This is a genomic window from Pseudaquabacterium inlustre (assembly GCF_038066595.1).
Lineage (GTDB): Bacteria > Pseudomonadota > Gammaproteobacteria > Burkholderiales > Burkholderiaceae_C > Pseudaquabacterium > Pseudaquabacterium inlustre.
This window is the reverse complement of record NZ_JBBUTH010000001.1, coordinates 310,255-337,141: the sequence shown is the minus strand read 5'-3', so window position 1 is coordinate 337,141 and position 26,887 is coordinate 310,255. Positions and strand designations below refer to the sequence as shown.

General features: G+C 70.3%; 10 protein-coding genes. 4 read left to right on the top strand and 6 right to left on the bottom strand.

The annotated features are described in order from the left end of the window. The first annotated feature begins 15 nt into the window (after positions 1–15). The 3 genes from AACH10_RS01530 to AACH10_RS01520 all read left to right on the top strand — a co-directional run bounded on the left by AACH10_RS01530 (position 16) and on the right by AACH10_RS01520 (position 4,852). On the top strand, positions 16–702 hold the full coding sequence (locus tag AACH10_RS01530; protein ID WP_341408586.1) for a glycosyltransferase family 2 protein: 687 nt from the start codon (positions 16–18) through the stop codon (positions 700–702). A 94-nt stretch (positions 703–796) separates the two neighbouring features. Further along, positions 797–4,096 (top strand): DUF268 domain-containing protein, encoded by a 3,300-nt coding sequence (locus AACH10_RS01525; protein WP_341408585.1) that lies wholly within the window; start codon positions 797–799, stop codon positions 4,094–4,096. Positions 4,097–4,123: 27 nt separating this feature from the next. Further along, the gene (locus AACH10_RS01520) at positions 4,124–4,852 is read left to right on the top strand and encodes an FkbM family methyltransferase (RefSeq protein ID WP_341408584.1); all 729 of its coding nucleotides are present in this window, start codon (positions 4,124–4,126) and stop codon (positions 4,850–4,852) included. A gap of 169 nt (positions 4,853–5,021) precedes the next feature. Here AACH10_RS01520 and AACH10_RS01515 read toward each other — a convergent pair whose 3' ends face one another. The 5 genes from AACH10_RS01515 to gmd are packed head-to-tail and all read right to left on the bottom strand — an operon-like array spanning position 5,022 to position 9,118. Then, a complete protein-coding gene (locus AACH10_RS01515; protein ID WP_341408583.1) occupies positions 5,022–6,134 on the bottom strand; it encodes a DegT/DnrJ/EryC1/StrS family aminotransferase in 1,113 nt (370 codons plus the stop codon). A gap of 18 nt (positions 6,135–6,152) precedes the next feature. Further along, positions 6,153–6,737 (bottom strand): class I SAM-dependent methyltransferase, encoded by a 585-nt coding sequence (locus AACH10_RS01510; RefSeq protein ID WP_341408582.1) that lies wholly within the window; start codon positions 6,735–6,737, stop codon positions 6,153–6,155. Continuing rightward, a complete protein-coding gene (locus AACH10_RS01505; protein WP_341408581.1) occupies positions 6,734–7,141 on the bottom strand; it encodes a cupin domain-containing protein in 408 nt (135 codons plus the stop codon). Before AACH10_RS01505 ends, AACH10_RS01510 begins: the two co-directional genes overlap by 4 nt. Positions 7,142–7,160: 19 nt before the next feature. Continuing rightward, entirely contained in the window at positions 7,161–8,084 is a 924-nt protein-coding gene (locus tag AACH10_RS01500) for an NAD-dependent epimerase/dehydratase family protein (protein ID WP_341408580.1), read from the bottom strand. Beyond that, positions 8,081–9,118, bottom strand: a complete 1,038-nt coding sequence (gene gmd / locus AACH10_RS01495; RefSeq protein WP_341408579.1) for a GDP-mannose 4,6-dehydratase — start codon at positions 9,116–9,118, stop codon at positions 8,081–8,083. Before gmd ends, AACH10_RS01500 begins: the two co-directional genes overlap by 4 nt. 264 nt (positions 9,119–9,382) lie before the next feature. Here gmd and AACH10_RS01490 point away from each other — a divergent pair, with 264 nt between their 5' ends. Continuing rightward, a complete protein-coding gene (locus AACH10_RS01490; protein ID WP_341408578.1) occupies positions 9,383–10,840 on the top strand; it encodes a glycosyltransferase domain-containing protein in 1,458 nt (485 codons plus the stop codon). 262 nt (positions 10,841–11,102) lie between these two features. Here the strand turns inward: AACH10_RS01490 and AACH10_RS01485 are convergent, their stop codons facing one another. Then, positions 11,103–26,744 carry a beta strand repeat-containing protein gene (locus tag AACH10_RS01485; RefSeq protein ID WP_341408577.1) on the bottom strand — a complete coding sequence of 5,214 codons (15,642 nt, stop codon included), beginning with the start codon at positions 26,742–26,744 and terminating at the stop codon, positions 11,103–11,105. Positions 26,745–26,887: the final 143 nt, after the last annotated feature.

Below are 26,887 nucleotides of genomic sequence, written 5' to 3'. Positions count from 1 at the left end.
CGAGCCCCGATGACCATGCCGCAGCTGACCCTGATCACCCATGTCTACAACGCCCAGGGGCCGGTGGACCGGCAGATCGAGCGCTGGAAGCGCTTCGCGCCCGAACTGCTGAGCCAGCTGCAGTTCCTGATCATCGACGACCACTCCGACACGCCGCTGCAGATCGACCCCGGCCCGCTGGACCTGCGCCTGCTGCGCGTGGACGACGACATCGACTGGAACATGCCCGGCTGCCGCAACCTGGCCGCCATCCAGTCGCGCACCGAGTGGATGCTGTACTTCGACGCCGACAACATCGCCGACGAGGCCGCCATCGCCAAGCTGGTGGCGGCCCTGCCGCGGCTGGACCCGCTGCGCCTGTATGTGTTCCGCCGGGTGGAAAACGGCGTGGATGTCGAGCCGCACATCAACACCTTCCTGATCACGCGCCGCGGCTTCTTCCAGGCCGGCGGCTACGACGAGGACTTCTGCGGCCACTACGGCTACGAGGACGTGGTCTTCCGCACCATGTGGCGCAAGCATGTCGGCCAGGAACTGCTGCTGACCGACATCGCCTTCGAGCAGATGGGCTTTCGCACCGGCGGGTTGAGCCGCGACACCACGCACAACCATGCGCTGGCGCAGTTCAAGCAGCAGATCGGCCTGCCCAAGCCCAAGGGGCTGCTGCGGTTCGGGTGGCATGAGGTGGCCTCCATCGCCTGAAAGCGTCGGACAGGGCGCCCGCAGGACCGTTCTTCCGGGCTTCGGCCAGCTCAAGTCTGGCCACACTGCGGGAGCACCTACTGGGGGTTCCCGCATGTCCGACAAGCTCTACATCGTCTACTGCACCAGCGGCCTGGGCAACCGGCTGCGGCCACTGGCCGCTGCCATGGCCTACTGCCAGATGACCGGCCGCCGGCTGCGCGTCTACTGGGACAACATCACGCCCAATGGCTGCCTGACACCGCTGGAGCGCCTGTTCGACACACGCTTCGAGGCCATCACGCTCGACGAGATCGAGGCGCTGGGCCGCAGTGAGCTCAGCCTGGCCCTGTTCACCGAGAAGGGGCCCGGCCACAACGTGCAGCGCGAAGCCGAGCGCTTCGGCCGCGACCAGTTGCTGAAGCTGGCCCAGCGCACCCCGCCACGCCACAGCCAGGCCCTTCGACTGGATGAGAGCGCCGACGTGGTCATCGTCTACGACAACGACTACCTGCAGAGCGTGCCGCGCGAGCGCAGCATCGCCGCGTTGCGCAGCCTGGTGCCGTCGGCCGAGGTGCGCGACAAGGTCATCGCCCAGGCCGCCGAGTTGGGCCTGTGGGCCGGCCCCGGCCAGCCCTGGCAGTCGCTGAAGGGCGTGCATGCCCGCGGGACCGACTTCGGCCTGCAGCAGGCCATCGAACAGTACAGCCAGCTGGTGCGAGAGCGCCTGGGTGGACAGCGGTTCTTCCTGTCGACCGAGGACGCGCAGCTTGAGCAGGGCCTGCGCGAGGCCTTCCCCGGCCAGGTGATCAGCCGCAACGACCGCCTGCACCTGGCGCTCAATGAGGGCAAGCAGGTCTGGGGCGATCCCGACAGCTACACCATCAGCGTCGAGCATGGCCTCGACGCGCTGACCGACATCTACCTGCTCAGCTGCGTGGATCTGGTGGTGTTTCATCCCGGCAGCACCTTTGCCGAGATTTCGCGCCACCTGCACGGCGTACTGCAGGCCGACGCTGCTGCAAGCGCGACGGCGGACGCGCTGACGCCGGAAATGTTGAACGCTGACTTCGTCGCTCGGTGCACCGCGCTGCTGCCGCGAGGCGCACAGGGCCACCACCTGCCCACCGAGGGCTCAGTGGCCGGCCCGGCGCCGCTGGAGACGCTGCCGCGCGACTACCTGTACTGGGAGACGCTGGGCTGGAAGGTGCCGATGCTCGAGCGCATGATCAACACCAGCAACGGTACGCCCACGCTGCGCTGGGACACGCGCCAGTTCGAGCGCCTGGTGGCTGGCGGTGATGCCGGCTTGTCCGAGGCACAGTTCCGGGCGCTGTGCCCGTACCCCGAGGCGCGCGGCCAGATCAGCCGCCTGGCCGGTCATGTGCGCGGCAGCCGCGTGCTGATCATCGGCTCGGAGACCTATTGGCTGGAGCTGTTGTGCGCGCTGTACGGCGCGCGCGAGGTGGTGACCGTGGAGTACCGCGAGATCGCCTGGACCGACGGCCTGCCGGCCGTGCCCACGCGCCTGCGCTCGATCACCTGGGACCAGTACCTGACCGAGCTGCCGCAGCATGCGGCGGGCTATGACATGGTGCTGTCGTACAGCTCCATCGAGCATTCGGGCCTGGGCCGTTATGGCGACCGCTTCCAGCCGCTGGGCGACCTCTACACCTTCTACCTGATGTCGCGCTGCCTGGCGCCGCACGGCCTGTGCGGGCTGGCAGTGCCGGTGGGGCAGGACCTCACGCACTTCAATGCCCACCGCATCTACGGGCCCACGCGCATCCAGGCCCTGGGGCGCGTCGGCGGATTGAACCTGGTGGGACTGTCCACGCCGGATGCCGAGTACTTGGCCCGTGAAGAGACCGAACCCACGCTGCGTCAGGGCTGGACATTGGACAGCCTGGGACGCCTGCCGCTGGGCAAGCTGCGTCAGCCGCTGCTGTGCTTCGGAGCGCCGGGCTTCAGCAATGCGGGCTTCGAGACGGGGCGTGGCCGGGTGTCGGGTGCCTCCGCGCCGGTGGCGACGGCCCCGGACCAGGATGCTGCGGGCCTGGCCGCCCAGGCGATCGCCCGGGCCGCGGCCCAGGGCCCGGTGCGTGTGGGCGTCGACCCGCACCTGGTGGCCTTGCAGGCCACGGCGCAGGCCGTGGGTGGCGCCCGCTTCGTCGAGGTGACGCATGTGCGTCCCTTCGGCTTCCGCGAACTGGAGGCGCAGCGTATCAATCTGTCGGTGGACGAAGCCTTGGCTGCTGATCCTGCGGTGCATGCCGGCATCGAGCACTGCGTGCTGCATGTGCTGCTGGGCTGCGATGTGCCCCGCGAGCGCATGGTGGCCGTGCTGCGCTGGGCGCTGGCACGCTTCCGCCATGTGCATGTGCTGGAGCACAACGCCGCCAGCCGCGACTGGGCCACCGAGGCGGTGCGCACCGAGCACTGCATCGCCAACTGCCTGGACGAACCGCAGCTGGCCGCACTGGCGGCGCTGTGCTCGACCCGCGTGTCGCCCATCGCGCGCCTGCCGGGCGTGCAATGCACGGCGCGCAACCTGCTGTTCACGCTGCAGGGGCTCGACGCCACCGTGCCCTACGACAGCGTGCCCGGCTTCTACCAGGCGCTGGGTCTCGACGCCGCGGCGCGTGGCCGGGCGTCCTTCAGCGGCTGGAACGATGTGTATCTGGGCACCGCCGAGGCCATGAGCCTGGTGGCGCGCCATGTGCAGCAGCTGCGCGACGGGCGTGGCCGCTGGCAGGGCCGCCGTCTGGTGGCCAGTTGCGGCGGCTTCTTCAGCCTGGACCAGATGGTGGCCTGCGGCGACCAGGGGTTTGCCGAGCTGGTGATGTTCGACGTCAACCCCTGCACCGTGGCCTTCTCGCGCGCGGTGCACGGGCTGATCACCCAGTCGCCCACGCGGCGCGACTTCGTCGAACGCTACCTGCTGGCGCCGGTGGATCTGGCCGCCGACGGCCGCATGGCGGTGTCGGCCGCCGAACCCCTGACCCAGCGGTTGCTGCGCGCAGCCCGGGTGGGTGCGCTGTACGAGCGCGAGGTGTTCGACATCCTGCGCACGCTGGCCTTCGCGCGTGTGCAGCCGCAGGGCAATGGTCTGCAGGTCTGGGGCATGCGCAACGTGGGCGACAACCGCATCGACGTGGCCGCACGCCTGGACATCCACGACGCGCGGGAGCAGTTCCGCGATTCGAACTGCCTGGTCAACGGCCCGGGCTCCTGGCTGGCCAGTGACGCGAACTACGACGCGGTGCGCGATTTCCTGGGCCGCACGCCGGTTCGCTACCAGGTCGCCTCCATCGAAGAGGTCGATGCCGGAGCCGGTGATCTGGTGCTGGCCTCGAACATCTTCGATTTCGTACCGCCAGCGGTGCGGGAACGGCTGGCCGCCGATGTGCTCTGAGCGGCAACGACCGATAGGGAGAAGCGCGTGATCGAGAGCCGGACCATTTCCCACGGGGCCCAGACCCTGACCGTGGCGCTGCGGGCTGACAAGTACGAAGTGCAGCTGTATGACCAGATCTTCGGGCAGCAGCCCTTTTCGCTCAGCCGCCTCAAGCGCGGGCCGCAGTTGCAACGCTTCTACGAGCAGGCGCTGGCCCAGGGCTGGAAGCCCCTGATCGTCGACCTCGGCGCCAACATCGGGCTCAGCGCGGCCTACTTCAGCCTGATGTGGCCAGAGGCCACCGTGGTGGCCGTGGAGCCGGAGTCGTCCAATTTCGAGATGCTGCAGGCCAACGCACGCCAGCGCGACCAGATCGTCGCCTTGCACCGGGCAGCCAGCAGCCGCCACGAACGCGTGGAGATCGCCAATCCCGAGACCGATCCGGTGGGCTTTCGCACGCGTGCGTGCGAGTGCAGCGGCATCGACACGGTGACGATGCCTGAACTACTGGAGCGCTTCAGCTGGCGCGACGGCTACCTGCCGTTCATCCTGAAGGTCGACATCGAAGGCTATGAGTCGACGCTGTTCGAAGGCCGTTGCGACTGGATCGACGAGTTCGCGCTGATGATCACCGAACTCCACGACTGGGCATTGCCCACCCAGGGCACATCGCGCAACTTTCTGCGCGCGGTGGCCGACCGTGACCGCGATTTCGTCTACATCGGCGAGAACGTGTTCTCGATCGCCCATCGCCTGAACGTTCCGGTGCGTTGACCCGCCGCCCTGTCGCGCCCGTGTGCGATGCCGGGCGCGGGCCCGGCAGACACCGCAGCGGCGCGCGCCAGGCGCGCACGCGGCGGCGGTCGAGCGATTCACCCTGTGACCGCGACGGGCAGGGTGTCCAATGCAGCTTGCATGCCGCCCAGGGCGGCCAGCCCCGTGCTCAGGCGGCGTAGAACGCCGCAATCTCGCCGCAGATGCGGTCGATCTGCGCGTCGGTGAGCTGGATCATCGAGGGCAGCCACAGGCCGTCACGGCCGATGCGTTCGGCCACCGGGTGGTCGCCCGGCAGGTCATAGGCCTTCTGGCGGTGGATCGGCGGGTACATCGTGCGCGTGCCGATGCCGCGGGCCTTCAGGTGCGCGGCCAGTTCGTCGCGGCGCTCGGCCACACCGTCGATGAACCACGGCGTGCACAGCGACAGGTCATGGTCGAACAGGCGGTAGCCGCTCACGCCGGCCAGGCCTTCGGCGTAGCGGCGCCAGATGGCCTTCTTGCGCACCACCCGGTCGGGCAGCTGGCGCATCTGCGCCAGGCCCACGCAGGCCTGCAGCTCGGTGAACTTGAAGTTCCAGCCGATGCTGTCGTGCACGTCGTTGCCGCCGCCCGAGCGGCCGAAATCCTTGAGCTTGCGCAGGCGGGCGGCCAGGGCGTCGTCGTCGGTGATCAGGGCGCCGCCCTGGCCGGTGGAGATGATCTTGGGTGCCGAGAACGAGAAGCTGCCGATGCGGCCGGCGCGGCCGACATGCCGACGCTCAGTGCGGCCGTCGTCGTACCACGAGCCCAGCGACTGCGCGGCGTCCTCGATCAGCGGGATGCCGGTGCGCTGCGACAAGGCCTCGAAGGCGGCGATGCCGGCGCGCGGTGCGCGGCCGTTGGCCGACACCAGCATGATGGCCTTGGTGCGCGGCGTGATGGCGCGCTCAGCCAGCGCCACGTCCATCACCAGGGTGTCGGGCTCCACGTCCACGAACACCGGCCTGGCGCCCAGCATCTGCACCGAGTTGGGCGTGGCGATCATGGTGTAGTCGGGGCAGATCACCTCGTCGCCCGGGCCGATGCCCAGCGCCACCGCAGCCAGGGTGAGCGACACGGTGCCGTTGTTCACCACCACGCAGTGGCGTGCGCCGGTGTAGCGGGCGATCTCGGCCTCGAAGGCCTCGGTGCGCTTGAACTCGGTGAAGAAGCCGTCCTCGTCGAGGTAGCTCAGCAGCTCGGCGCGCTCGTCGGCGCCGAACAGCGGGCGCATCTGGGGGATGAAGTCGGTGTCGCTCATGGGGTATCCAGGCCGGGGTCAGTCCGCAGGGCGGGTGAATTCCATGTTCAGCGAGACCAGCAGGCCGGTCTCCTTCTGCATGTGCGGAAAGTAGGCCTGCGAGTGGTCGTCGATGTGGGCATGTTCCGTCTCGCGCCAGTCCCAGCGCCGCGGCGCGGTGAAGCCGGCCTCGGCCAGCAGGGCGGTCAGCGAGCGCTCGTCGTAGGTGGTGCGGTGGTACAGCCACTGCTCGCCCTGCGGCGTGGGGATGGCCATGCGGCCGTACAGCGGGCCCAGCACGCGAGCCAGCTCGCCGGTGCGCTGGTAGACCTGGATCAGCGCCTCGAAGTCGGGCACGGCCAGGCGCAGCGTGCCGCCGGGGGCCAGCACGCGGCGCCATTCGGCCAGCACGCCCAGCGCCTGCTGGCGGTCGAAATACTCCAGCGCGTGGCTGCAGTAGACGAGCTGCGCCGCGCCGTCGTCGATGAAGGGCAACTGGTCGATGGACGAGCGGTGGTCGATGTGCGGCATGTCGCACAGGTCCACATGCACCCAGCCGGGGAAGTGGCGGTGCCAGCAGCCCAGGTGCAGCTTCAGGCCGGTGCCTGGCGCGGGGGTGCTCACAGGCGCCTCCGGTCGGCATCGGCGCCCACGTAGGGGCCGTTCTTGATCTCCAGCACCTGGGTGCCGTCCTCCAGGATGCGGTAGCCGTGGCCGCCGCGCAGCAGCACCAGCAGGTCGCCGGCGCCGGCTTCCAGCTCGGCCACCTTCTGGTCAGCGGTGTCGTACACCTCGGCCAGCACGCGGCCGGCGCGGATGTAGAGCACCTCCTGCGTCCACAGCACGCTGCGTGTCACCTCGTTGTGGCTGTGCGCCTGCAGGGTCTTGCCGGCGTCATAACCCCAGGTGCCCACCTGCTGGTAGTCGCCATCGGGCGAGAAGAACTTCAGCCCGTCGCCCCAGGCGTCGGCGGCGGGGATGTGGCGCGCCAGCACCAGCGCGTCCTGCTTGATCTCGGTGATGGCCATGCGTGGCGCTCCGTCGTGTTCAGCTGGCCTGGGCCAGGGATTGCAGGTACCAGGCCACGGTCTCGCGCACGCCGGCCTCGAAGTCGCGCGACGGGCGCCAGCCCAGCAGTGCCGCGCCGCGCGTGCCGTCCACGGTCTTGTGGGGCGCGCCGTCGGGCTTGGCGGGGTCGAGCACCAGGCGGCCGCGGTAGCCCACCACGTCGCGGATCAGCTCGGCCATGGCCATGATGCTGACGCCGTGGGCCACGCCCACGTTCACCGGCTCGGCGGTGGCCGGGGCGTCCAGGCCGCGGATCAGCGCCTCGGCGCCGTCGTCCACATGCAGCCATTCGCGCACCGGCGTGCCGCTGCCCCACACCACCACCTCGGGCAGGCCTTGCTGGTGGGCGCGCACGATCTTCATCACCAGCGCGCCCAGCGCATGCGAGCGCTCTTCCTCGAAGTGGTCACCGGGGCCGTACATGTTCGACAGGATCAGGTTCAGCGTGTCCAGCCCGTGCTGCTGGCGCCAGGCCCAGCTGGCCACCCACGAGGCCTTGCGCACGAAACCGTAGACCAGCACCGATTCATGCAGCGGGCCGTCCCAGAATTCGTCTTCCTTGAACAGCGTGGCCTGCGCCGGGTAGGCGCAGTTCGAGATCGGGTTGACGATGCGCTGCACACCGCTGGCCTGCGCGGCCTCGCACAGCGACAGCGTCATCTGCAGGTTGTGCTGGAAGATCTCCACCGGCCGCTTGGCGCCCCACTGGATGCCGCCCACATGGGCCGCGCAGTGGATCACCTGGGTAGGCCTGAGCTCGCGGAAGAAGGCCGTGGTGGCGGCGGCGTCTCGCAGGTCCAGGCCCAGCGAGCGGCTGGTGGGCGTGTGAGCCAGGCCGCGCGCCGCCAGCTGGCGGCAGACGCGGCGACCGACGAAGCCGGTGGCGCCGGTGACCAGGATCATTCTTCGTCGCTCCAGCCGTAGTCGTCGTGGCGCAGGTCGTACTCGACCATGATGCGCACCAGGTCCTTGATCGGCGTCTTGACCTGCCAGCCCAGCTTCTCTCGCGCCTTGGTCGGGTCGCCCCACAGCAGATCCACCTCGGACGGGCGGAAGTAGCGCGGGTCCACGGTGACGCGGGTCTTGCCGGTGACGCGGCACACGCCGCGCTCATGGACGCCTTCGCCCACCCAGTCGAGCGCCACGCCGGTGACGGCGAAGGCCATCTCGACGAACTGGCGCACGCTGTAGGTCTCGCCGGAGGCGATGACGTAATCGTCGGGCCGTTCCTGCTGCAGCATCAGCCACATGGCTTCCACGTAATCCTTGGCATAGCCCCAGTCGCGCTTGGCGTCCAGGTTGCCCAGGCTCAGTTGCTGCTGGCGGCCCTGGGCGATGCGGGCCACGGCCTTGGTGACCTTCTTGGTCACGAAGGTCTCGCCGCGGCGCGGCGACTCGTGGTTGAACAGGATGCCGTTGCTGCCGTGCAGGCCGTAGGCCTCGCGGTAGTTCACCGTGGCCCAGTAGGCATAGAGCTTGGCCGCGCCGTAGGGCGAGCGCGGGTGGAAGGGCGTGCGCTCGCTCTGCGGTGCCGTTTCGGGCAGGCCGCCGAACATCTCGGAGGTGCTGGCCTGGTAGAAGCGCGGCTTCAGGCCCAGGTCCTTGATGGCGTTGAGCAGGCGGATGGTGCCCAGCGCGTCCACCTCGGCGGTGTATTCGGGCACCTCGAACGAGACCGCCACGTGCGACTGCGCCCCCAGGTTGTAGACCTCGTCGGGCTGCACGCGCGACAGCAGGGTGTGCAGGTTGCTGGAATCGGTGAGGTCGCCGTGGTAGGTCTTGACCCGCTCGTGGTCCAGCACATGGTCGATGCGGTTGGTGGTGAACACCGAGCTGCGGCGCAGGATGGCGTGCACCTCGTAGCCCTTGGCGAGCAGGAATTCGGCGAGGTAGGAGCCGTCCTGGCCGGTGATGCCGGTGATGAACGCTTTTTTCATGAGGGTGTCCCTGGCTCGAAGTTGGGGGGCCGCACCGGGCAGGACCCCACCCGCAGGCGAGGCCGGCATGCCGCCACTTGCTGCGCATTGGACACCGGCCAGCGCCGGACTTGAGCGGCAAAAGGCGGGCAAACACGGTGCTGTTCCCAGCCTGGCGAGCGGGTGTGGCCGGTGCCGGCGCCGCTGTGGCGGCAGCTTCAGGCCGGCAAAGCGGGCGCATTTCGTGGCCTCGGCCGCGGCCGCCGCTGTCCAGAATCAACGACCATGAGCGTCCCTCCGTCCTCCTCGCAAGCGCCCGCACCGGCGGGTCCCGGCACGCGCCTGGTGATCTACACGGTGCTGATCGGTGCCAAGGAGGCGCTGAACAACCCCTTGTCGGTCCTGCCGGCCGGCGCCGGCAGCGATCTGGTGCTCGACTTCGTGTGCCTGACCGACAACCCCGAGCTGCGCTCGCCGGTGTGGCGCTGTGTGCCGATCGACGAGTCGCACCTGGCGCCCGAGAAGGCCTCGCGCCGCGCCAAGGCCATGCCCGATGCCTACTTCCCGGACGCGGCCTACAGCCTCTACATCGACAACACCGTCACCTTCAAGCGCCTGCCGCAGTCGGCCGACCTGCACACGCGGCAGGTGGATGCCGAGGGCCGGGCCTTCGTGTTCCGCGCCTTCAAGCATTCGCGCCACACCCACCTGCACCAGGAGGCCGGCGCCATCGCGATGCTGGGCTACGACGATGTCGCCACCGTGTGCCGCCAGCTGGATGCGTATGCCCAGCAGGGGCCGCTGGCCGAGATCACGCCGCTGACCACAGGCACGGTGCTGCTGCGCAGCCACCAGGCGCCGGTGGTGCGGCACTTCGGCCGCCTGTGGTGGGAGAGCATTCTGGCCTACAGCAAGCGCGACCAGCTGTCGCTGGACATGGCGCGCCGGCGCGCCGGCATCGAGATCGACTACTTTCCCGGCATCACCCGCGACAACGAGTTCCTGCATTGGCAGGGGTCGCTGTCGCCCGAGCGCCTGCGCGCCAGCTTCGATGCGCGACGCTATGCCTGGCAGCACCGTGACGACCCCGAGGCCGTGGCCAACCCGCGCCGCCATGCGCTGGCCCACGGGCGCGGCGGTGAGCCGCAGTACCAGTGCCGCACCGAACTGCTGGAGTACCTGTGCTGGCAGCACCGTGCCAGCCTGGGCGCCCAGGTGTCACCGCGGCGCGGCCTGGCCGGGGCGCTGGAGGGCCTGATGCGGCCCTGGCGACGCGACGGCCAGCGCGTGCTGGTGGTGCGCCTGACGGATGTGCCGGACGCCCTGGGCTTCTCGGCCGCCGAACTGGATGCCGCCTCGCATGCCCTGGTGCAGTTCTTCGGCCCGGGCAGCCGGACCGACGTGCTCGATGTGGGCTTTGACGATCTGGCCAGCGCCGGTCGCGTGTTCGCCCTGCCGCAGGGTGGGGCCTACCCCGTGCTGATCGCCCTGGGTGTGCCGGCTGCGAAATTGCAGGCCGCCACGCAGAAGCTGGCGCGGCTGCAGCCGCGGAACGCCGGCCTGTTCGTCGCGGTGCTGGCAGGGTCGGCCTCGCTCGACGAGGCCCGTGCTGCCGAGGCCTTGATGGCCGACGTGACCGGTTCGCCGACACGCAGTTCGCTCGGTCCGGCCCATCACGACAGCCTGGCCGATCCGGTGCCCAACGCGCTGGTGGCTCTGGCCTGGGGCGCACCGTCCACCTGAGCCAAGCCTGACAGCACCGGCGGGCCGACGCCCCGCCATCCTGATCCGTCACGCCGCCCGTGCCCCGCATCGGCGGCGTTTCTCATTCGCCGTTCGCCGTTCGCCCTTCGGTCGGGGCCTCGCGCCGACCCGGCGCCGTGCTGCGCCGCGTGTCGAGGCCGGGGAGCGAACGTGACTGCGGCGCACCACCCCTTTCGGGATGGTGCGCCGCAGTGGGCACCGGTTGGGTGCTGCCGGTCCGCTGCTGGCGGCCGGCCTGGCGTCAGACCAGCGGCGGCTGGTTGCGCAGCAGCTCTTCCTCGATCGACGTGAGCTGCGTCGTCGGCGCCGCAGCGGCATCGCCCGCGGCCGCCACCTGGGTGCTGGCCGGCGTGGCCGGTCCGGCCGCCGCATCGCCCGTGGCGCCCGGCACCAGGTCGGTGGCCGGGGCGGCCAGCAGGTCGCCGATCGCCGGCGCGCTGCCGTCGGCGGACTGCTTGGCGAACCACACGTCGACCATCTGGTGCGAAGCCCCGTCGGTCGTGGTGTAGCTGCCCTGCAGCGCCAGCAGGTTGCCGTTGTCGGTCTCGGTCGAGCTGTTGTGCGCCAGATCCAGCGAGGCGATGCCCAGGTCGACCAGACCCTTCAGTTCGCCCAGGTCGGTCTGGCCGTCGTGGTCGGCATCGACCCACACCTTCAGCTCGCCGAAGGCGGTGTCGGCCGCACTCAGCTTGCCGTCGCTGTTGCTGTCGAGTGCGGTCATCGCCACGTAGCCGTTGCCGGCGCTGCGGCCATCGGCCAGCTTGGTGGCGGCGCCGAACAGCTCGCTGCCGTCGTTGATCACGCCGTCGCCGTTGACATCGCGCACCAGCAGGCCGTCGTTGCCACCCACCCAGCCGTACTGGCCCACGTTGCCGGTGGCGGTCAGGTCGAACTGCACGCCCTCGGCCGCCGACAGCGTGGTGACGCCGTTGCCGTCCAGGTCCAGCACGATCGGCGACAACGCATTCAGGGCGGCCTGCTGCGAGGCGCTCATCAGGTTGTAGTCGTCGGTCGAGAAGGCCGCGGACTGGGTCATCGACATGGCCGAGATGTCGGCCACCTCCAGCGCGCTGATCTGGCCGTCGGTCAGGGCCACGATCTGCGCCGTGGTCAGCGATGCCGCCTGGGCCGTGGTGAGCGCCGAGATCTGCTCGTTGGTCAGCGAGGCGATGTCGCCGCTGTCCAGCGTGCGGATGTGCTGCGTGCCCAGCGCGGCGAACTGCGTGGCCGACAGCTGCGGCAGGTCGGTGCTGTCCAGCGCGGCGAACTGCTGCGTGGTCAGCGCCCGGATCTGCGCCGTCGTGAACTCCTGCAGGTCGCTGGCCGACAGCGCCGCGATGTCCGCCGTCTCGATGGCGCGGATCTGCACCGTGCTCAGGGCGGCGAACTGGTCACCGTCGAGCGCAGCCAGGCCCGAGGCCGTCATCGCGGCGATGTCTGCCGTCTCGATCGCACGCACCTGGGCCACGCTCAGCAAGGTGAAGTCGCTGGCGGTCAGGTTGTAGATCTGCGACGTCGACAGGCCGGCGATCTGGGCCGTGGTCAGGGCCTGGAACTGGGCGTCGGTCAGTGCCGCGAGATCGGTGTTGTCCAGCACCGCGATCTGGGCCGTGGTCATGCCGGCGATCTGCTGCTCCGACAGGGCTTGCAGCTGGTCGGTCGACAGGCCACTGATCTGTCCGACGGTGAGCTGACCCACCTGGGCGCCGGTGAGGCTGGCCAGGGCGTCGTTGCTCAGCCCGCCCACGTCGGCGCTGTCCAGCACCCGCATCTGCGTGCTCGACAGGCCCGACAGCTGCTCGCCGGTGAGGGCGGCCAGGTCGGCGCTGTCCAGTGCCGCCAGCTGCGCGGTGGTCATCGACCGGACCTGGTGCGCCGACAGCGCGTTCAGGTCCTCGCTCTGCAGGCTGGCGATCTGCTTGGTGAGCAGCGACGAGATCTGGCTGGCCGACAGCGCCTGGAACTGCGAGGCGGTGAAGGTGTTCAGGTCGTCGGTCGACAGGGCCACCAGCTGGGCCGTTGTCAGGCCCGCCAGCTGGTCGGCGCTGAACGCCTGCAGCTGGTCGCTGGTCATCACCGCCAGTTGGGCGGTCGTCAGGCTGCCGACCTGGTTGGCCGTGAGGCCCGACAGGGCGGCGGCGGTGACACCGGTGATGTCCGCCGTCTCGATGGCGCGCAGCTGCGTCGTGTTCAGGGCACCGAGTTGCTCGGCGCTCAGCACGGCGAGGTCGGCCGAGTCCATGCCGGCGATCTGTGCGGTGCGCAGGGCCGCCATCTGGTCACCGCTCAGGGCGGCCAGGTCGGTGGACTCCAGCTTCGAAACCTGCAGCGTGGTCAGGCCGGCGATCTGGCTGGCCGACAGGGACGCGAACTGCGTCGCCGTCAGCGTGTTCAGATCGTCGGTCGACAGGCCGGCCAGCTGGGCGGTGCCCATTCCTGCCAGTTGCTCGTTGCTGAGCGACTGCAGCTGGTCGCTGCCCATCGCGCCGAGCTGCTGGGTGGTCAGCACGGCGATCTGGTCGGCGCGCAGGCTGCTCAGCGCGGTGACACCGATGGCGCCGATGTCGCCGGTCTCGATGGCCCGCAGCTGGGCGCTGGTCAGCGCAGCCAGCTGCTCGCCGGTCAGCACAGCCAGGTTGTCGCTGCTCAGGCTGGCGATCTGCGCCGTGCGCAGCGCCGCGATCTGGGTGCCGCTGAGCGCCGACAGGTCGGTGCTCTCCAGCTTCTGCAGCTGGGTGGCGGTCAGGGCCGACACCTGGGCCGTGGTCAGCTGCTGGAACTGGTTGGCGGTCAGCGTGTTCAGGTCGTCGGTGCCCAGGTTGGCGATCTGGCTGGTGCCGAGGCCGCGCAACTGCTCGTCGGTCAGCGCCTGCAGCTGGTCGCTGCTCAGCGAGGCCAGCTGGCCGTTGGTCAGCGCGCCCACCTGGGTGGCCGACAGACCGGCCAGGGCGGTCAGGCCGATGCCCACCATGTCCACGCTCTCGATGGCTCGCAGCTGGGTCGTGCTCAGCGCACCCAGCTGTTCGCCGGTGAGCAGGGCCACGTCGTCACTGCCCATCTTCGCCAGCTGCAGGGTGCTGAAGCCGGCCATCTGCGAGGCGGTGAAGGCCTGCAGATCCTCGCTGGTCAGGGCGTTGATCTGGTCGGTGCCCAGGCCGGCGATCTGGCGCGTGGTCAACGCCTGGAACTGGGTGCCGGTCAACGTGGCCAGGTCATCGGTGCCCAGCGAGCGCAGCTGGCTGGTCGTCAGGCCGGCGATCTGGCTGTCGCTGAGGCCTTGCAGCTGGTCGCTGCCCAGGGCCGCCAGCTGGGCATTCGTCAGGTTGGCCACCTGGGCCGCCGTCAGGCCGCCCAGGGTGGCCACGGTGATGCTGCCGATGTCGGCCGTGTCCAGGGCGCGCAGCTGGCTGCTGGTCATGGCGCCGAGCTGGTCGGCGGTGAGCACGCGCAGGTCGGTGCTGTCCAGCCAGCTCACCTGCTCGGTGGTCAGGGCCGCCACGCTGTCGGCGCTCAGGGCCACCACGGTGTCGGTGGCCATGGCGTTGATCTGCGCCTGGCTCAGCGCGCGGATCTGCGTGACACCCAGGTCGTTCAGCGAGCCGAGCATCGCATTGATGTCGTCGGTCTGGATCGCCTGCACCTGGGCTGCGCTCAGGGCCTGCATCTGCTCGCCGGTCAGGGCGATCAGGTCGGCGCTGTCCATGGCCACGATGTCTTCGGTGGCCAGAGCGCGCACCTGGGCCGTGGTCAGCATGATCAGGTCTTCGCTGGCGATGACGCTGACCTGCTCGCTGGTCAGGGCTGCGATCTGGGCGGTCGAGAGGCCGGCCCACTGCGATCCGGTCAGCGTGCCGAGCTGGTCACTGGTCAGCGCCGCCACCTGGCCGGCGGTCAGGCCGCGCAACTGGGTGTCGGACAGGGCTTGCACCTGATCGGACGACAGGCCGGCGATTTCGTCGCTGGTCAGCGTGGCGATCTGGGTCGAGGTCAGGCCGCGCACGGCGCTGACCGACAGGCCCACGATGTCCTGGCTGTCGATGGCGCGCAGCTGGGTCGAGCTGAAGCCCGAGACCTGCTCGGCCGAGAGCACGGCCAGGTCCGAGCTGTCCATCGCCGTGATGCTGGCGGCGCTGAGGGCGCGGATCTGGGCCGAGCTGAGCGCGGCCAGGTCGGCGGTCTCCAGCAGCGTGACCTGTTCGGTGCCCAGCGCAGCGATCTGACGCGTGCTCAGGGCCTGGAACTGGCTGGCCGTGAAGGTGTTCAGGTCCTCGGTGGACAGGGTCGCCATCTGTTGCGTGGTCAGGCCGGCGAGCTGGTTGTTGCTCAGGGCCTGCAGCTGATCGGTGCCCAGGGCGCCGAGCTGGTCGGTGCCCAGCGCGGCGATGTGGGCCGAGCTCAGGGCCGCGAAGCCCGCGTTCGACAGCGCCGCGAGGTCCTCGGTCTGCAGGGCGCGCACCTGGGCCGTGGTCAGCCCGGCCACCTGGGTGGCGCTGAGCAGATTGGCCTGGGCGGTGTCGAGCGCCACGATGTCACGGGTGCTCAGGGCACCCACCTGGGCGGCGCTCAGTGCGGCCAGGTCGGTGGTCTCGAGCTTGGCCACCTGCTCGGTGCCCAGCGCAGCGATCTGCGCCGTGGAGAAGTAGCCGAACTGGGTTGCCGTGAGGGTGTTCAGGTCCTCCGTCGACAGCGAGGCGATCTGCGCCGTGGTCAGGCCGGCCATCTGCTGCTGGCTCAGGGCCTGCAGCTGGTCGGTTCCCATGGCGGCGAGCTGGGCGGTGCTCAGCGCAGCCACCTGGGCCGAGCTGAGGCCGGCCAGGGCGCCGACGCCGATGCCGATGATGTCGCCGGTCTCGATGGCGCGCACCTGGGCAGTGCTCAGGTTGCCGACGAACGTGGCGGTCATCGCCGACCAGTCGGCGCTGTCCAGTGCCACCAGGTCACGGGTCTCGATCGCCACCACCTGGCTGGGGCTGAGTGCCAGCAGGTCGGTGGACTCCATCGTGCTCAGCTGCAGCGAGGTCAGGCCGGCGATCTGCAGCGTGCTCAACTGCTGGAACTGGCTGGCGGTCAGCGCGTTCAGGTCGGCGCTGCCCAGGCTGCCCAGCTGCACGGTGCTCAGCCCGCCCAGCTGGTCGGCGCTGAGTGCGCGGATCTGGTCGCTGCCCAGGGCCTCGAGCTGGGCGGTGGTCAGCGCGGCGACCTGGGTCGAGCTCAGGCTGGCCAGGGCGCTGACGCCGATGCCGCTGATGTCGCCGGAGTCGATGGCGCGGATCTGTGCCGTGCTCAGGGCCGCCAGCTGGTTGCCGGTGAGGGCCGCGATGCTGTCGGAGCCCAGGGCCTCGATGTCGCGCGTCTCGATGGCGCGCACCTGGGCCGTGGTCAGCGCCTGCAGGTCGGCGCTGGTGATGGTCGAGAACTGCAGCGTGGTCAGGCCGGCGACCTGTGCCGTGCTCAGCCAGCTGAACTGGTCACCGGTCAGCGTGTTCAGGTCGGCGCTGTCCAGGCCGGCCAGCTGTGCGGTGCTCAGCGCGGCCAGCTGGGTGGCGTTGAGCGCCTGCAGCTGGTCGCTGGACATGGCGCCCAGCTGGGTGGTGGTCAGCGCGGCGATCTGGCTGGTGCCCAGGCCGCCCAGGGCGCTGATCGACAGGCCGGCAATGTCGGCCGATTCGATGGCGCGAACCTGGCTGGTGGTCAGCACGCCGGCCTGGTCGGCGCTCAGCACGCCCAGGTCGGCCGAATCGAAGGCCGCGATGCCCTGGGTGGTGAGGGCGCGGATCTGCACCGAACTCAGCGCGGCCAGGTCGGCGCTTTCCAGGTTGGCGAGTTGCTGGGTGGTGAGCCCTTGCAGCTGCGTGCTGGTGAAGGCGGCGAACTGGTCGGCGCTCAGGCTGCGCAGGTCGTCGGTGCCCAGGCTGGCCAGTTGGGCCGTGGACAGGCCTTGCACCTGCTCGGTGGTGAGTGCGCGCAGCTGGTCGGTGCCCAGCGCCGCCAGCTGGGCGGTGCTGAGTGCCGTGAGCTGCACGGTGTTCAGCCCCACCAGGGCCTGGGTGGTCAGCACCGACAGGTCGGCGGTCTCGAAGGCGCGGATCTGGGCCGTGCTCAGCGCGGCCAGTTGCAGCGAGCTCAGTGCCGGGGCATCGGCGCTGTCGATCGCGACGATGCCGCGGGTGCTCATGGCGGCCATCTGGCCGGCGGTCAGGGCCGCCAGGTCGGCACTTTCCAGCGTGCTGATCTGGCTGGTCGTCAGCGCGGCGATCTGGTTCGAGCTGAGGGCGGCGAACTGCGTCGTCGACAGTGCATTCAGGTCATCGCTGCCCAGGCCGGCCACCTGGCTGGTGGTCAGGCCGACCAGTTGCTCGGCCGTCAGGGCGCGGAACTGGTCGCTGCCCAGCGCCGCCAGCTGGCGGGTGCTGAAGGCCGACACGTTGGCGGCGCTGATCGCCGCCAGCGAGGCCGTGGTGATGCCGCCGATGTCGGCCGATTCGATGGCCGCCAGCTGGCCGGTGCCCATGGCCGTGAACTGCACCGAGGACAGGGCCGCGATGTCGGCGCTGTCCAGCGCCGCGATGTCGCGGGTTTCCATCGCGCGGATCTGGTCGGAGCCCAGTGCCGCGATGTCCGAGCTGTCCAGCGAGGCGAACTGCGTCGTCGACAGGCCGGTGATCTGGTCGTCGGTCAGCGAGGCCAGCTGGGCGGTGGAGAGGGCCCCCAGGTCGTCGGTGGCCAGCGAGGCAATCTGGGCCGTGGTCAGGCTGCGGAGCTGGTCGGTGGTCAGTGCGCGCAGCTGGTCGCTGCCCAGGTTGGCCAGCTGCAGTGTGCTCAGCGAGGCCATCTTGTCGGCGCCGATAGCTGCCAGGGCCTGGGTGGTCATGGCTGCCAGGTCGGCGGTCTCGAGGGCACGCAGCTGGTCGCCGGTGAGGGCGGCCACCTGGGTGGACGTCAGTGCGGCGACGTCGGCGGTCTCCAGCGCGGCGAGGTCACGCGTCTCCATGGCGCGGATCTGGTCGGTACCGAGGGCTGCGAAGTCACTGCTGTCCAGCGCGGCGATCTGCGCCGTGCTCAAGGCCGCGATCTGGTCGCCGCTCAGGCCGGCCAGTTGGCTGGTGGAAAGTGCTGTGAGGTCCTCGGTGGTGATGTTGGCCACCTGGGCCGTGGTCAGGCCGCGCAGCTGCTGCGTGCTCAGCGCACGCCACTGGTCGCTGCCCAGCACCGCCAGCTGGGCCGTGCTGAAGCCGCTCAGCGCCTCGGTGGGCAGCGTGAGGATCGCCGCCGTGGTCATGGCTGCCAGGTCGGCGGTCTCGATGGCACGCAGCTGGTCGGACGACATGGCGGCCACCTGGGCCGAGGTCAGCACGGCCAGGTCGGCGCTGTCCAGCGCGGCGATGGCGGCGCTGCTCAGGGCCCGGATCTGATCGGTGCCCAGCACGGCGAGGTCTTCGCTCTGCAGGGCGTTGATCTGAACCGTGCTCAGCGAGCTCAGCTGTTCGGTGCTGAGCTTGGCGATCTGCGTGGTGGACAGCGCGACGATGTCGTCGGTGCCCAGGCCGGTGAGTTGCTCGGTGGACAGGGAACGGATCTGACCGGTGGTCAGGGCCTGCAGCTGGTCACTGGTCAGCGCGTTGATCTGGCGCGTGCTGAAGGCCGACATGCTGGCGTTGGCCAGGGCGGCGATGCCGGCCGTGGTGATGGCCGCCAGATCGGCAGTCTCGAGGGCACGCAGCTGGGCCACGGTCAGCGAGGCCACCTGGGCGGTGTTCAGGGCTGCCAGGTCGGCGCTGTCCAGCGCCACGATGTCGGGCGTGTTCAGCGCGCGCAGCTGGGCGCTGGTCAGCGACGCGATGTCGCTGCTGTCCAGCGAGGCCACCTGGGTGGTGGTCAGTGCCGCGATCTGGTCGGTGCTCAGACGCGACAGCTGGTCGGTGGTGAGCGCGCCCAGGTCGTCCGTGGTGAGGTTCGCGATCTGCGTGGCCGTGAGGCTGCGCAGCTGCACCGTCGACAGCGAGCGCCACTGGTCACTGCCCAGGGCGGCCAGCTGCGCCGTGGTGAACGACGCGATGTTGCCGGTGCCCAGCGCGGCCAGGGCCGTGGTGTTCAGCGCGGCCAGGTCGGCGGTTTCGATGGCGCGCAGCTGGTCCGAGCTCAGGCCGGCGGCCTGCTGCGTGGTCAGGCCGGCCAGGTCGGCCGAGTCCAGCGCGGCGATCTGCGCAGTGCCGAAGCCACGCAGCTGGGTCGAGCTGAGCGAGGCGATGTCGGTGCTGTCCAGCGAGGCCACCTGCGAGGTGGTCAGGCTGCGCAGCTGCTCGGTGGTCAGGGCGCCGAGCTGGTCGGTGGTCAGGGCGCCGAGGTCCTCGGTGGACATGCCGGCGATCTGCGCGGTGGTCAGGCCCCGCAGTTGCACGCTGGACAAGGCCTGCCACTGGTCAGAGCCCAGGGCGCCGAGCTGCACGGTGCTCAGCGCGGCCAGACCGGCCGTGGCGATGGCAGCGATGCCGGCGGTGCTCATGGCCGCGAGGTCGCCCGACTCGATGGCGCGCAGCTGCTCGGTGGTCATGGCGGCCACCTGGGCCGAGCTCATGGCGGCGAAGTCGGCGCTGTCCAGGCCGGCGATGTCACGCGTCTCCAGGGCCCGGATCTGGGCGGTGGTCAGCGAGGCGATGTCGTCGCTGCCCAGCGAGGACAGCTGCACCGAGGACAGGGCCAGCATCTGGGCCGTGGTCAGGGCGGCCAGCTGGCTGCTGGTCAGCGCGTTGACGTCGTCGGTGGTGAGGTTGACGATCTGTTCGGTGCTCAGGCCACGCAGCTGGGTGCTGCTCAGCGAGCGCCACTGGTCGCTGCCCAGGGCCGCCAGCTGGGTGGTGCTGAAGCCAGCCATCTGAGCCGCACTCAACCCACTGAGGGTGTCGGTGCTCAGGCCCACCAGGTCGGCGCTGTCCAGGCCGCGGATCTGCGAGGTGGTCAGACCCGAGATCTGGGTCGAGCTCAGCACGGCCAGATCGGCGCTGTCGAAGGCGGCGAGGTCGCGGCTGGCGATGGCGCGCAGCTGCAGCGAGCTGAGCGCGGCCAGGTCGGTGCTCTCCAGCGCGCTGAGCTGGTAGGTGGTCAGCGCGGCCACCTGCGCGGTGGTCAGCTGGGTGAACTGGTCACTCGTCAGCACGCGCAGGTCGTCCGAGCCCAGCGAGGCCAGCTGGGCGGTGGTCAGGCCGCGCAGCTGCACGCTGCTCAGGCCCTGCAGGCTGTCGGACGCCAGGCCGGCCAGCTGGGTGCTGGTCAGCATGCTCAGCTGGGTGGTGGTCAGGTCCTGCAACTGCGTCGTGGTCAGTGCATTCAGGTCGTCACTGGTCAGGTTGGCGATCTGGCGCGAGCTCAGGGCCTGCAGCTGGGCCGAGCCGAGCGCACGCCACTGGTCGCTGCCCAGGGCCGCCAGCTGGGCCGTGGTGAAGCCGGAGATCTGCGAGGGCGCCACGCCGGCCAGTGCGGAGGCGCTCAGGCCCACCAGGTCGGCGCTGTCCAGGGCCGCCAGCTGGGTGGACGTCATCGCGGCCAGCTGGGCCGAGGACAGGGCGGCCAGGTCGGCGCTGTCCAGCGCGGCCAGGTTGCGTGTCTCGATCGCGCGGATCTGCGCGCTGGTGAGGGCCGCCAGGTCGGCGCTTTCCAGCTTGGACAGCTGGGCGCTGGTCAGGGCCGCGATCTGGGCGGTGCTCAGTTGCGAGAACTGGGTGGTGGTCAGGACGTTGAGGTCGTCGCTGCCCAGGGCGGCCAGGGCCTGGGTGCTCAGACCGCGCAGCTGGTCGCTGGACAGCGACACCACCTGGTCGGAGCTCAGGCTGCCGAATTGGGCACTGTTCATCGCGGCGAACTGGGTGCTGCCCAGGCCGGACAGGGCACGGGTGCTCAGGCCCACGATGTCGTCGCTGCCCAGGGCGCGCACCTGGTCGGCCGTCATGGCCACCGTCTGCTCGACACCGAACGCGGCCAGGTCGGCGCTGTCCAGCCCGGTCATGGCCAGGCTGCTCAGCGCGCGCAGCTGGGCGCTGCTCAGCGCGGCCAGGTCGGTCGACTCCATCTTGCCCAGCTGGGCGCTGGTCAGCGCTGCGATCTGCTGCGTGCCCAGCTGCGAGATCTGGACCGAGGTCAGCGCATTCAGGTCATCGCTGGTCAGGCCGGCGATCTGGCTGGTGGTCAGGCCGCGCAACTGGGCGGTGCCCAGGCTCTGCCACTGGTCGGAACCCATGGCGGCCAGCTGCTGGCTGGTCAGGCCCACGATCTGGGCCGTGCCCAGGCCTTGCAGCGCGCCCACGCTCAGGGCGGCCACGTCACCGGTCTCCAGGCCGCGCAGCTGGGCCGAGGTGAGGGCCGACACCTGCACCGAGGTGAGGGCGGCGATGTCGGCGCTGTCCAGTCCGGCCAGCGTGCGGGAATCGATGGCGCGCAGTTGCGCGGTGCCGAGCGCCGCCAGGCTGTCCGACGGCAGGGCCGCCAGCTGGGCGCTGGTCAGTGCGCTGATCTGAAGCGTGGCCAGCGAGGACAGCTGGGTGCTGGTCAGCGCGCCCAGGTCATCGGTGGTCATCTGGGCGATCTGGCCGGTAGTCAGGCCGCGCAGCTGGCCGGTGTCGAGTGCGCGCCACTGGTCGCTGGCCAGGGCCGCCAGCTGGTTGGTGGCCAGTGCGGCGATCTGTACGCTGCTCAGGCCGGCCAGGGTGCCCACGCTGAGGCCGCCCATGTCGGCACTGTCGATGGCGCGCAGCTGGGCGCTGGACAGTGCGGCGAGCTGGCCGCTGGTCAGGGCGGCGAAATCGGCGCTGTCGAGCGCGGCGATGTCGCGCGTCTCGATGGCGCGGATCTGCACGCTGGACAGCGCGGCCAGGTCCTGCGACTCGAGCTTGGCGATCTGGGCTTCGGTCAGCCAGGAGATCTGGGTCGAGGTCAGCGCCTGGAACTGCGTGCTGGTCAGCGTGTTGAGGTCGTCGGTCGACAGCGACGAGATCTGCTGCGAGGTGAGCCCGCGCAGCTGGGTCTCCGACAGGGCACGCAGCTGGTCGCTGCTGAGTGCCGCCAGCTGGGCCGTGGTCAGCGCGGCGATCTGGGCGGTGGCCAGACCGGCCAGGCTGGACACGCTCAGGCCGACCATGTCCTGGCTGTCCAGCGCGGCGATCTGGGACGTGCGCAGCGCGGCCAGCTGACCCGAGGTCAGTGCGGCGAGGTCGGCGCTGTCGAACGCGGCCAGGTCACGGGTCTCGATGGCCACCACCTGGGCGCTGGTCAGCGCGCTCAGGTCTTCGGTGGTCAGCGTGCCGATCTGGCTGCTCGACAGACCGGCGATCTGTGCCGTCGTCAGCTGGATGAACTGCGCCGAGGTGAGGGTGTTGAGGTCGTCGCTGCCCAGGCTGGCGATCTGGCCGGTGGTCAGGCTGCGCACCTGGGCAGAGGTCAGGGCCTGCAGCTGGTCGCTGGTCAGGTTGGCGAGCTGGGCATTGGTCAGCACGGCGATGCGGCTGGTGCTCAGGGCCTGGATCTGGGCCGTGGTCAGCGCCGCCAGGTCGTCGGTGCCCAGGGCCGCCAGCTGCGCGGTGGACAGGCCGGCCATCTGCAGGCTGCTGAGTGCGCGCATCTGGTCGGAACCCAGTGCGCCGAGCTGCTGGGTGCTGAGGGCGGCCACCTGCAGCGAGCTCAGGGCGGCGATGTCGTCGGTGCCCAGGCCGGCCAGATCGGCCGTTTCCAGGGCGCGCACCTGCGTCGTGCTCAGCGCCGCGAACTGGGCCGTGCCCATGGCCTGCAGGTCGGTGCTGTCCAGCGCGGCGATGCCGGCGGTGGACAGCGCGGCGATCTGTGCCGAGCTCAGTGCGGCCAGGTCGGTGGTTTCGAGCTTGCCGACCTGCGTGCCGCTCAGGGCAGCGATCTGGCGTGTGCTCAGCGCCTGGAACTGCGTGGCGGTGAGCGTGTTGAGCGTGTCGGTGCCCAGTGCGGCCAGTTGTGCGGTGCCCAGCGCCGCCACCTGGCTGGTGGTCAGGGCCACCAGCTGGTCGGAGGCCAGTGCCGTGAGTTGCGCCGACGTCAAGGCACCGACCTGGGCCGTGCTCAGGGCCTGCAGGGCGCTGTTGGACAGGCCCTTGAGGTCGGCGCTGTCCAGCGCCTGCAGCTGTGCCGAGCTGAAGCCGGCCATCTGGTCGGCGCCCAGCGCGGCGAGGTCGGCGCTGTCGAAGGCGCGCATCATGCCGGTGCCCAGCGCGCGGATCTGGTCGCTGGACAGGCTGGCCAGGTCGTCGCTGGCCAGGTTGGCCACCTGCAGGCTGGTCATGGCCGCGATCTGGCGCGTCACCAGCTGGGTGTACTGCTCCGTGGTCAGGCTGCGCAGGTCATCGGTGCCCAGCTGGGCGATCTGCGTGCTGGTCAGGCCGCCGAGCTGGGTGCTGGTGAGGGACTGCAGCTGGTCGGTGCCGAGTGCGGCCAGCTGGGCGCTTGTCAGCGCCCCGACCTGGCTGGCGGTGAGCTGGCTGACCGACAGGCCGGCCAGGTCATCGGTGGCCAGCGCGCGGATCTGTGCCGAACCCAGCGCAGCCACCTGGTCAGCGGTCAGTGCGTTCAGGTCGGCGCTGTCGAAGGCGGCGAGGTCACGCGTCTCGATGGCGCGGATCTGGGCCGAGGTCAGCGCGCGCAGGTCGTCGCTGGCGATGGCAGCGACCTGATCGCTGGTGAGGGCGGCCACCTGGGCGGTGGACAGCGCGGCGTACTGGGCCGTCGACAGCGTCACCAGGTCATCGGTGCCCAGGCCCGCCACCTGCGCGGTGGTCAGGCCACGCACCTGCAGCGTGGTGATGGCGCGCAGCTGGTCGCTGCTCATGGCGCCGAGCTGGGCCACGGTGAGCTGCCCGATCTGGGCGGAGCCCAGCAGCGACAGGGTCTCGGTGTCGATGCCGACGATGTCGCCGGTCTCGATGGCACGCAGCTGGGCCGAGCTCAGTGCGCCGAGCTGGCTGGAGCTGAACAGCGAGACGTCCGCGCTGCTCAGCGCGGCGATGTCGCCGGTGCTCAGGCCGCGGATCTGCGAGGTGCTCAGCGCGCCCAGGTGATCGCTGGACAGGTTGGCCACCTGGTCGGTGCTCAGCGCGCCGATCTGCACGCTGCTCAGTGCGGCGAACTGGTCGGTGGTGAGCGTGTTGACCGTGTCCGTGGCCAATGCATGGATCTGTGCCGTGGTCAGGCTGCGGATCTGCAGCGTGCTCAGCGCGCGCAGGTCATCCGAGCTCAGCGCGTCGATCTGGTCCGAGGTCAGTGCCGCGATGCGCGAGGTGGTCAGCGCCTGCAGCTGGGCCGAGGTCAGCACGTTCAGGTCGTCGCTGGACAGCGACGCCACCTGTTCGGGGCTCAGCGCATGCAGCTGGCCGGTGGTCAGGCCCTGGAGCTGGTCGGACGTGAGGGCCCCCAGCTGGGCGCTGGACAGCGCCGCGATCTGCGGGGTGGCCAGCGTGGCCAGCGAGGCCACGCTCAGACCGACGATGTCGCTGGTCTCGATGGCTCCGATCTGTGCGGTGGTCAGCGTGGCCAGCTGGGCGGTGGTCAGCGCACCCAGGTCGGTGCTGTCCAGCGCGGCAATGCCACGGGTGCCCAGGGCGCGCAGTTGTGCGCTGCTCAGGGCCACCAGGTCGTCGCTGGCCATCGCCCCGATCTGGGCGTTGGTCAGGCCGACGATCTGCTTGGTGCTCAGCGCCGAAATCTGTGCGCTGGTGAGCGTGTTCAGGTCATCGGTGCCCAGCGAGGCCAGCTGGGCGGTGGTCAGGCCCGAGAGCTGGGCCGTGGTGAATGCGCGCAGCTGGTCGCTGGACAGTGCGGCCAGCTGGGCCGAGCTGAGTGCGGCCAACTGGTTGCTGGTCAGTCCGGCCAGCGCCGACAACTGCAGACCGGCCAGGTCCGCGGTGTCGATCTTGGCCAGCTGGCTGGACGTGAGCGCGCCCAGCTGGCCGGCATTCATGACGGCGAAATCCGCACTGTCGAGTGCGGCGATGTCGTCGGCGTCGATGGCGCGGATCTGGGCGGTGCCCAGGGTGGCCAGCAGCTCGGTGGACAGCGCACCCAGCTGGGTGCTGGTCAGCGCGGCCATCTGGGCTGTGCCCAGTGTGGCCATCTGCGTGGCCGTGAGGGTGTTGACGTCGTCGGTGCCCAGCGCGGCCACCTGGGCCGAGGTCAGGCCGCGCAGCTGCAAGCTGCCCAGGGCCTGCAGCTGATCGGAAGTCAGCGCACGCAGCTGGCTGCTGGTGATCTGGCCGATCTGGGCCGAGCTCAGGCCGGCCAGGCGGCTGGCGTCCACGGCCGCCAGGTCGGCGGTTTCGAGGGCGCGCAGCTGGGCCGAGTTCAGCGCGCCGAGCTGGTCGGCCGTCAGGGCCGCGACGTCGGTGCTGTCCAGGGCGGCCAGCACCGACGGGGCCAGCGCGCGCAGCTGGGTGGAAGTCAGCGCGGCCAGGTCATCCGATTCCAGCGCTCGCACCTGGGCCGAGGTCAGCGCACCGATCTGCACGCTGGTCAGTGCCTGGAACTGGGTGCTGGTCAGCGCGTTCAGGTCGTCGCTGCCCAGGCCCGACAGCTGGGCGGTGGTCAGCGCGCGCAGCTGCTGGCTGGTCAGGGCCTGCAGCTGGTCGGAGCTCAGGGCGCCCAGCTGGCCCAGCGTGAGGCCGGGCATCTGGGTGCTGGACAAGGCGGCAATCGTGGCGGTGCCCAGGGCCGACAGGTCGGCGCTGTCGAGCGCGCGCACCTGGGCCGTGCCCAGCAGGGCCACCTGGGCCGGGCTCAGCACGGCCAGCTCGGCGCTGTTCAGCGCGGCGATGGCGGCGGTGCCCAGACCCCTGAGCTGCACCGCGCTCAGCGCGGCCAGGTCTTCGGTCTCGAGGCCGGCCACCTGGGTGGCCGACAGCATGCCCATCTGCACGCTGGTCAAGCCCTGGAACTGGGCCGTGGTCAGTGCATTCAGTCCGTTGACGCCCAGGGCGCCGAACTGGGCGCTGGTGAGCGCGGCCACCTGGCCCAGCGACAGGGCCTGCAGGTGGGTGGAGGTGAGGGCACCGATCTGCTCGCTGCTCAGCGCGGCGATCTGGGCCGACGAGAAGCGGCCCACGGTGTCGGCATCCATGCCGGCCAGCGCGGCATTGCCCAGCGCGCGCACCTGGCTGGTGGTGAAGGCGGCGATCTGGGCCGAGCTCAGCGCCAGCAGGTCCGACGATTCCAGGCCTGCGGCGGCGGCGGTGCTCAGGCCGCGCAGCTGGGCGGTGCTGAGGCCGGCCACGTAGGTGGCTTCCAGGCTGGTGACCTGGGCGCTCGACAGCGCGCCGAGCTGGCGGCTGGTGAGCGTGGCGAACTGGTCGGCGGTCAGCGAGCGCAGGTCATCGCTGGCCAGCGAGGCCAGCTGCGCGGTGTTCAGGGCCACCAGCTGCGCGCTGCTCAGCGTCTGCATCTGGCCATCGGTCAGGGCGGCCAGCTGGGCGCTGCTCAGGGACGTGATCTGCAGCGTGTTCATGCCGGTCAGCGTGCTGCCGGCGATCGAGGCCACCTCGGTGGTCGAGATCGCCCGCACCTGGCCGGTGGTCAGCGCGCTGATCTGCGTCGGGCTCAGCGCGTCGAAGTCTGCCGCCGCCATCGCCGGCACGGCGCTGGTGGCGATCGCACGCAGCTGCGCGGTGCTCATGACCGCGAAGTCGGCCGGGTCGAAGGCCCCGATCTGCGCCGAGTTCAGCACCGCCATGCGCTGCACCGAGATCGCGCCGATCTGATCCGCCGTCAGGGCAGCGATCTGGTCGACGCTGAACACGGCCCAGTCGGACGCTGTCAGTGCCGCGATCTGGGTCGTGGTCAGCGCAGCGATCTCCGCGGGCGTCATGTTCGAGATGTTGGAAGCCATGGTCTTGGATCCTTCGGCACTGATGTCTGGAGCTGTCTGGCAGCCGGTTGGGGTGCGTCGCCGCCTTCAATGGCAACGATGGCCGCACCTTCGGCGCGTTCCTCGTTGCCTTATCGGGCGCGGCCTGTGCCAACTTGAATTCC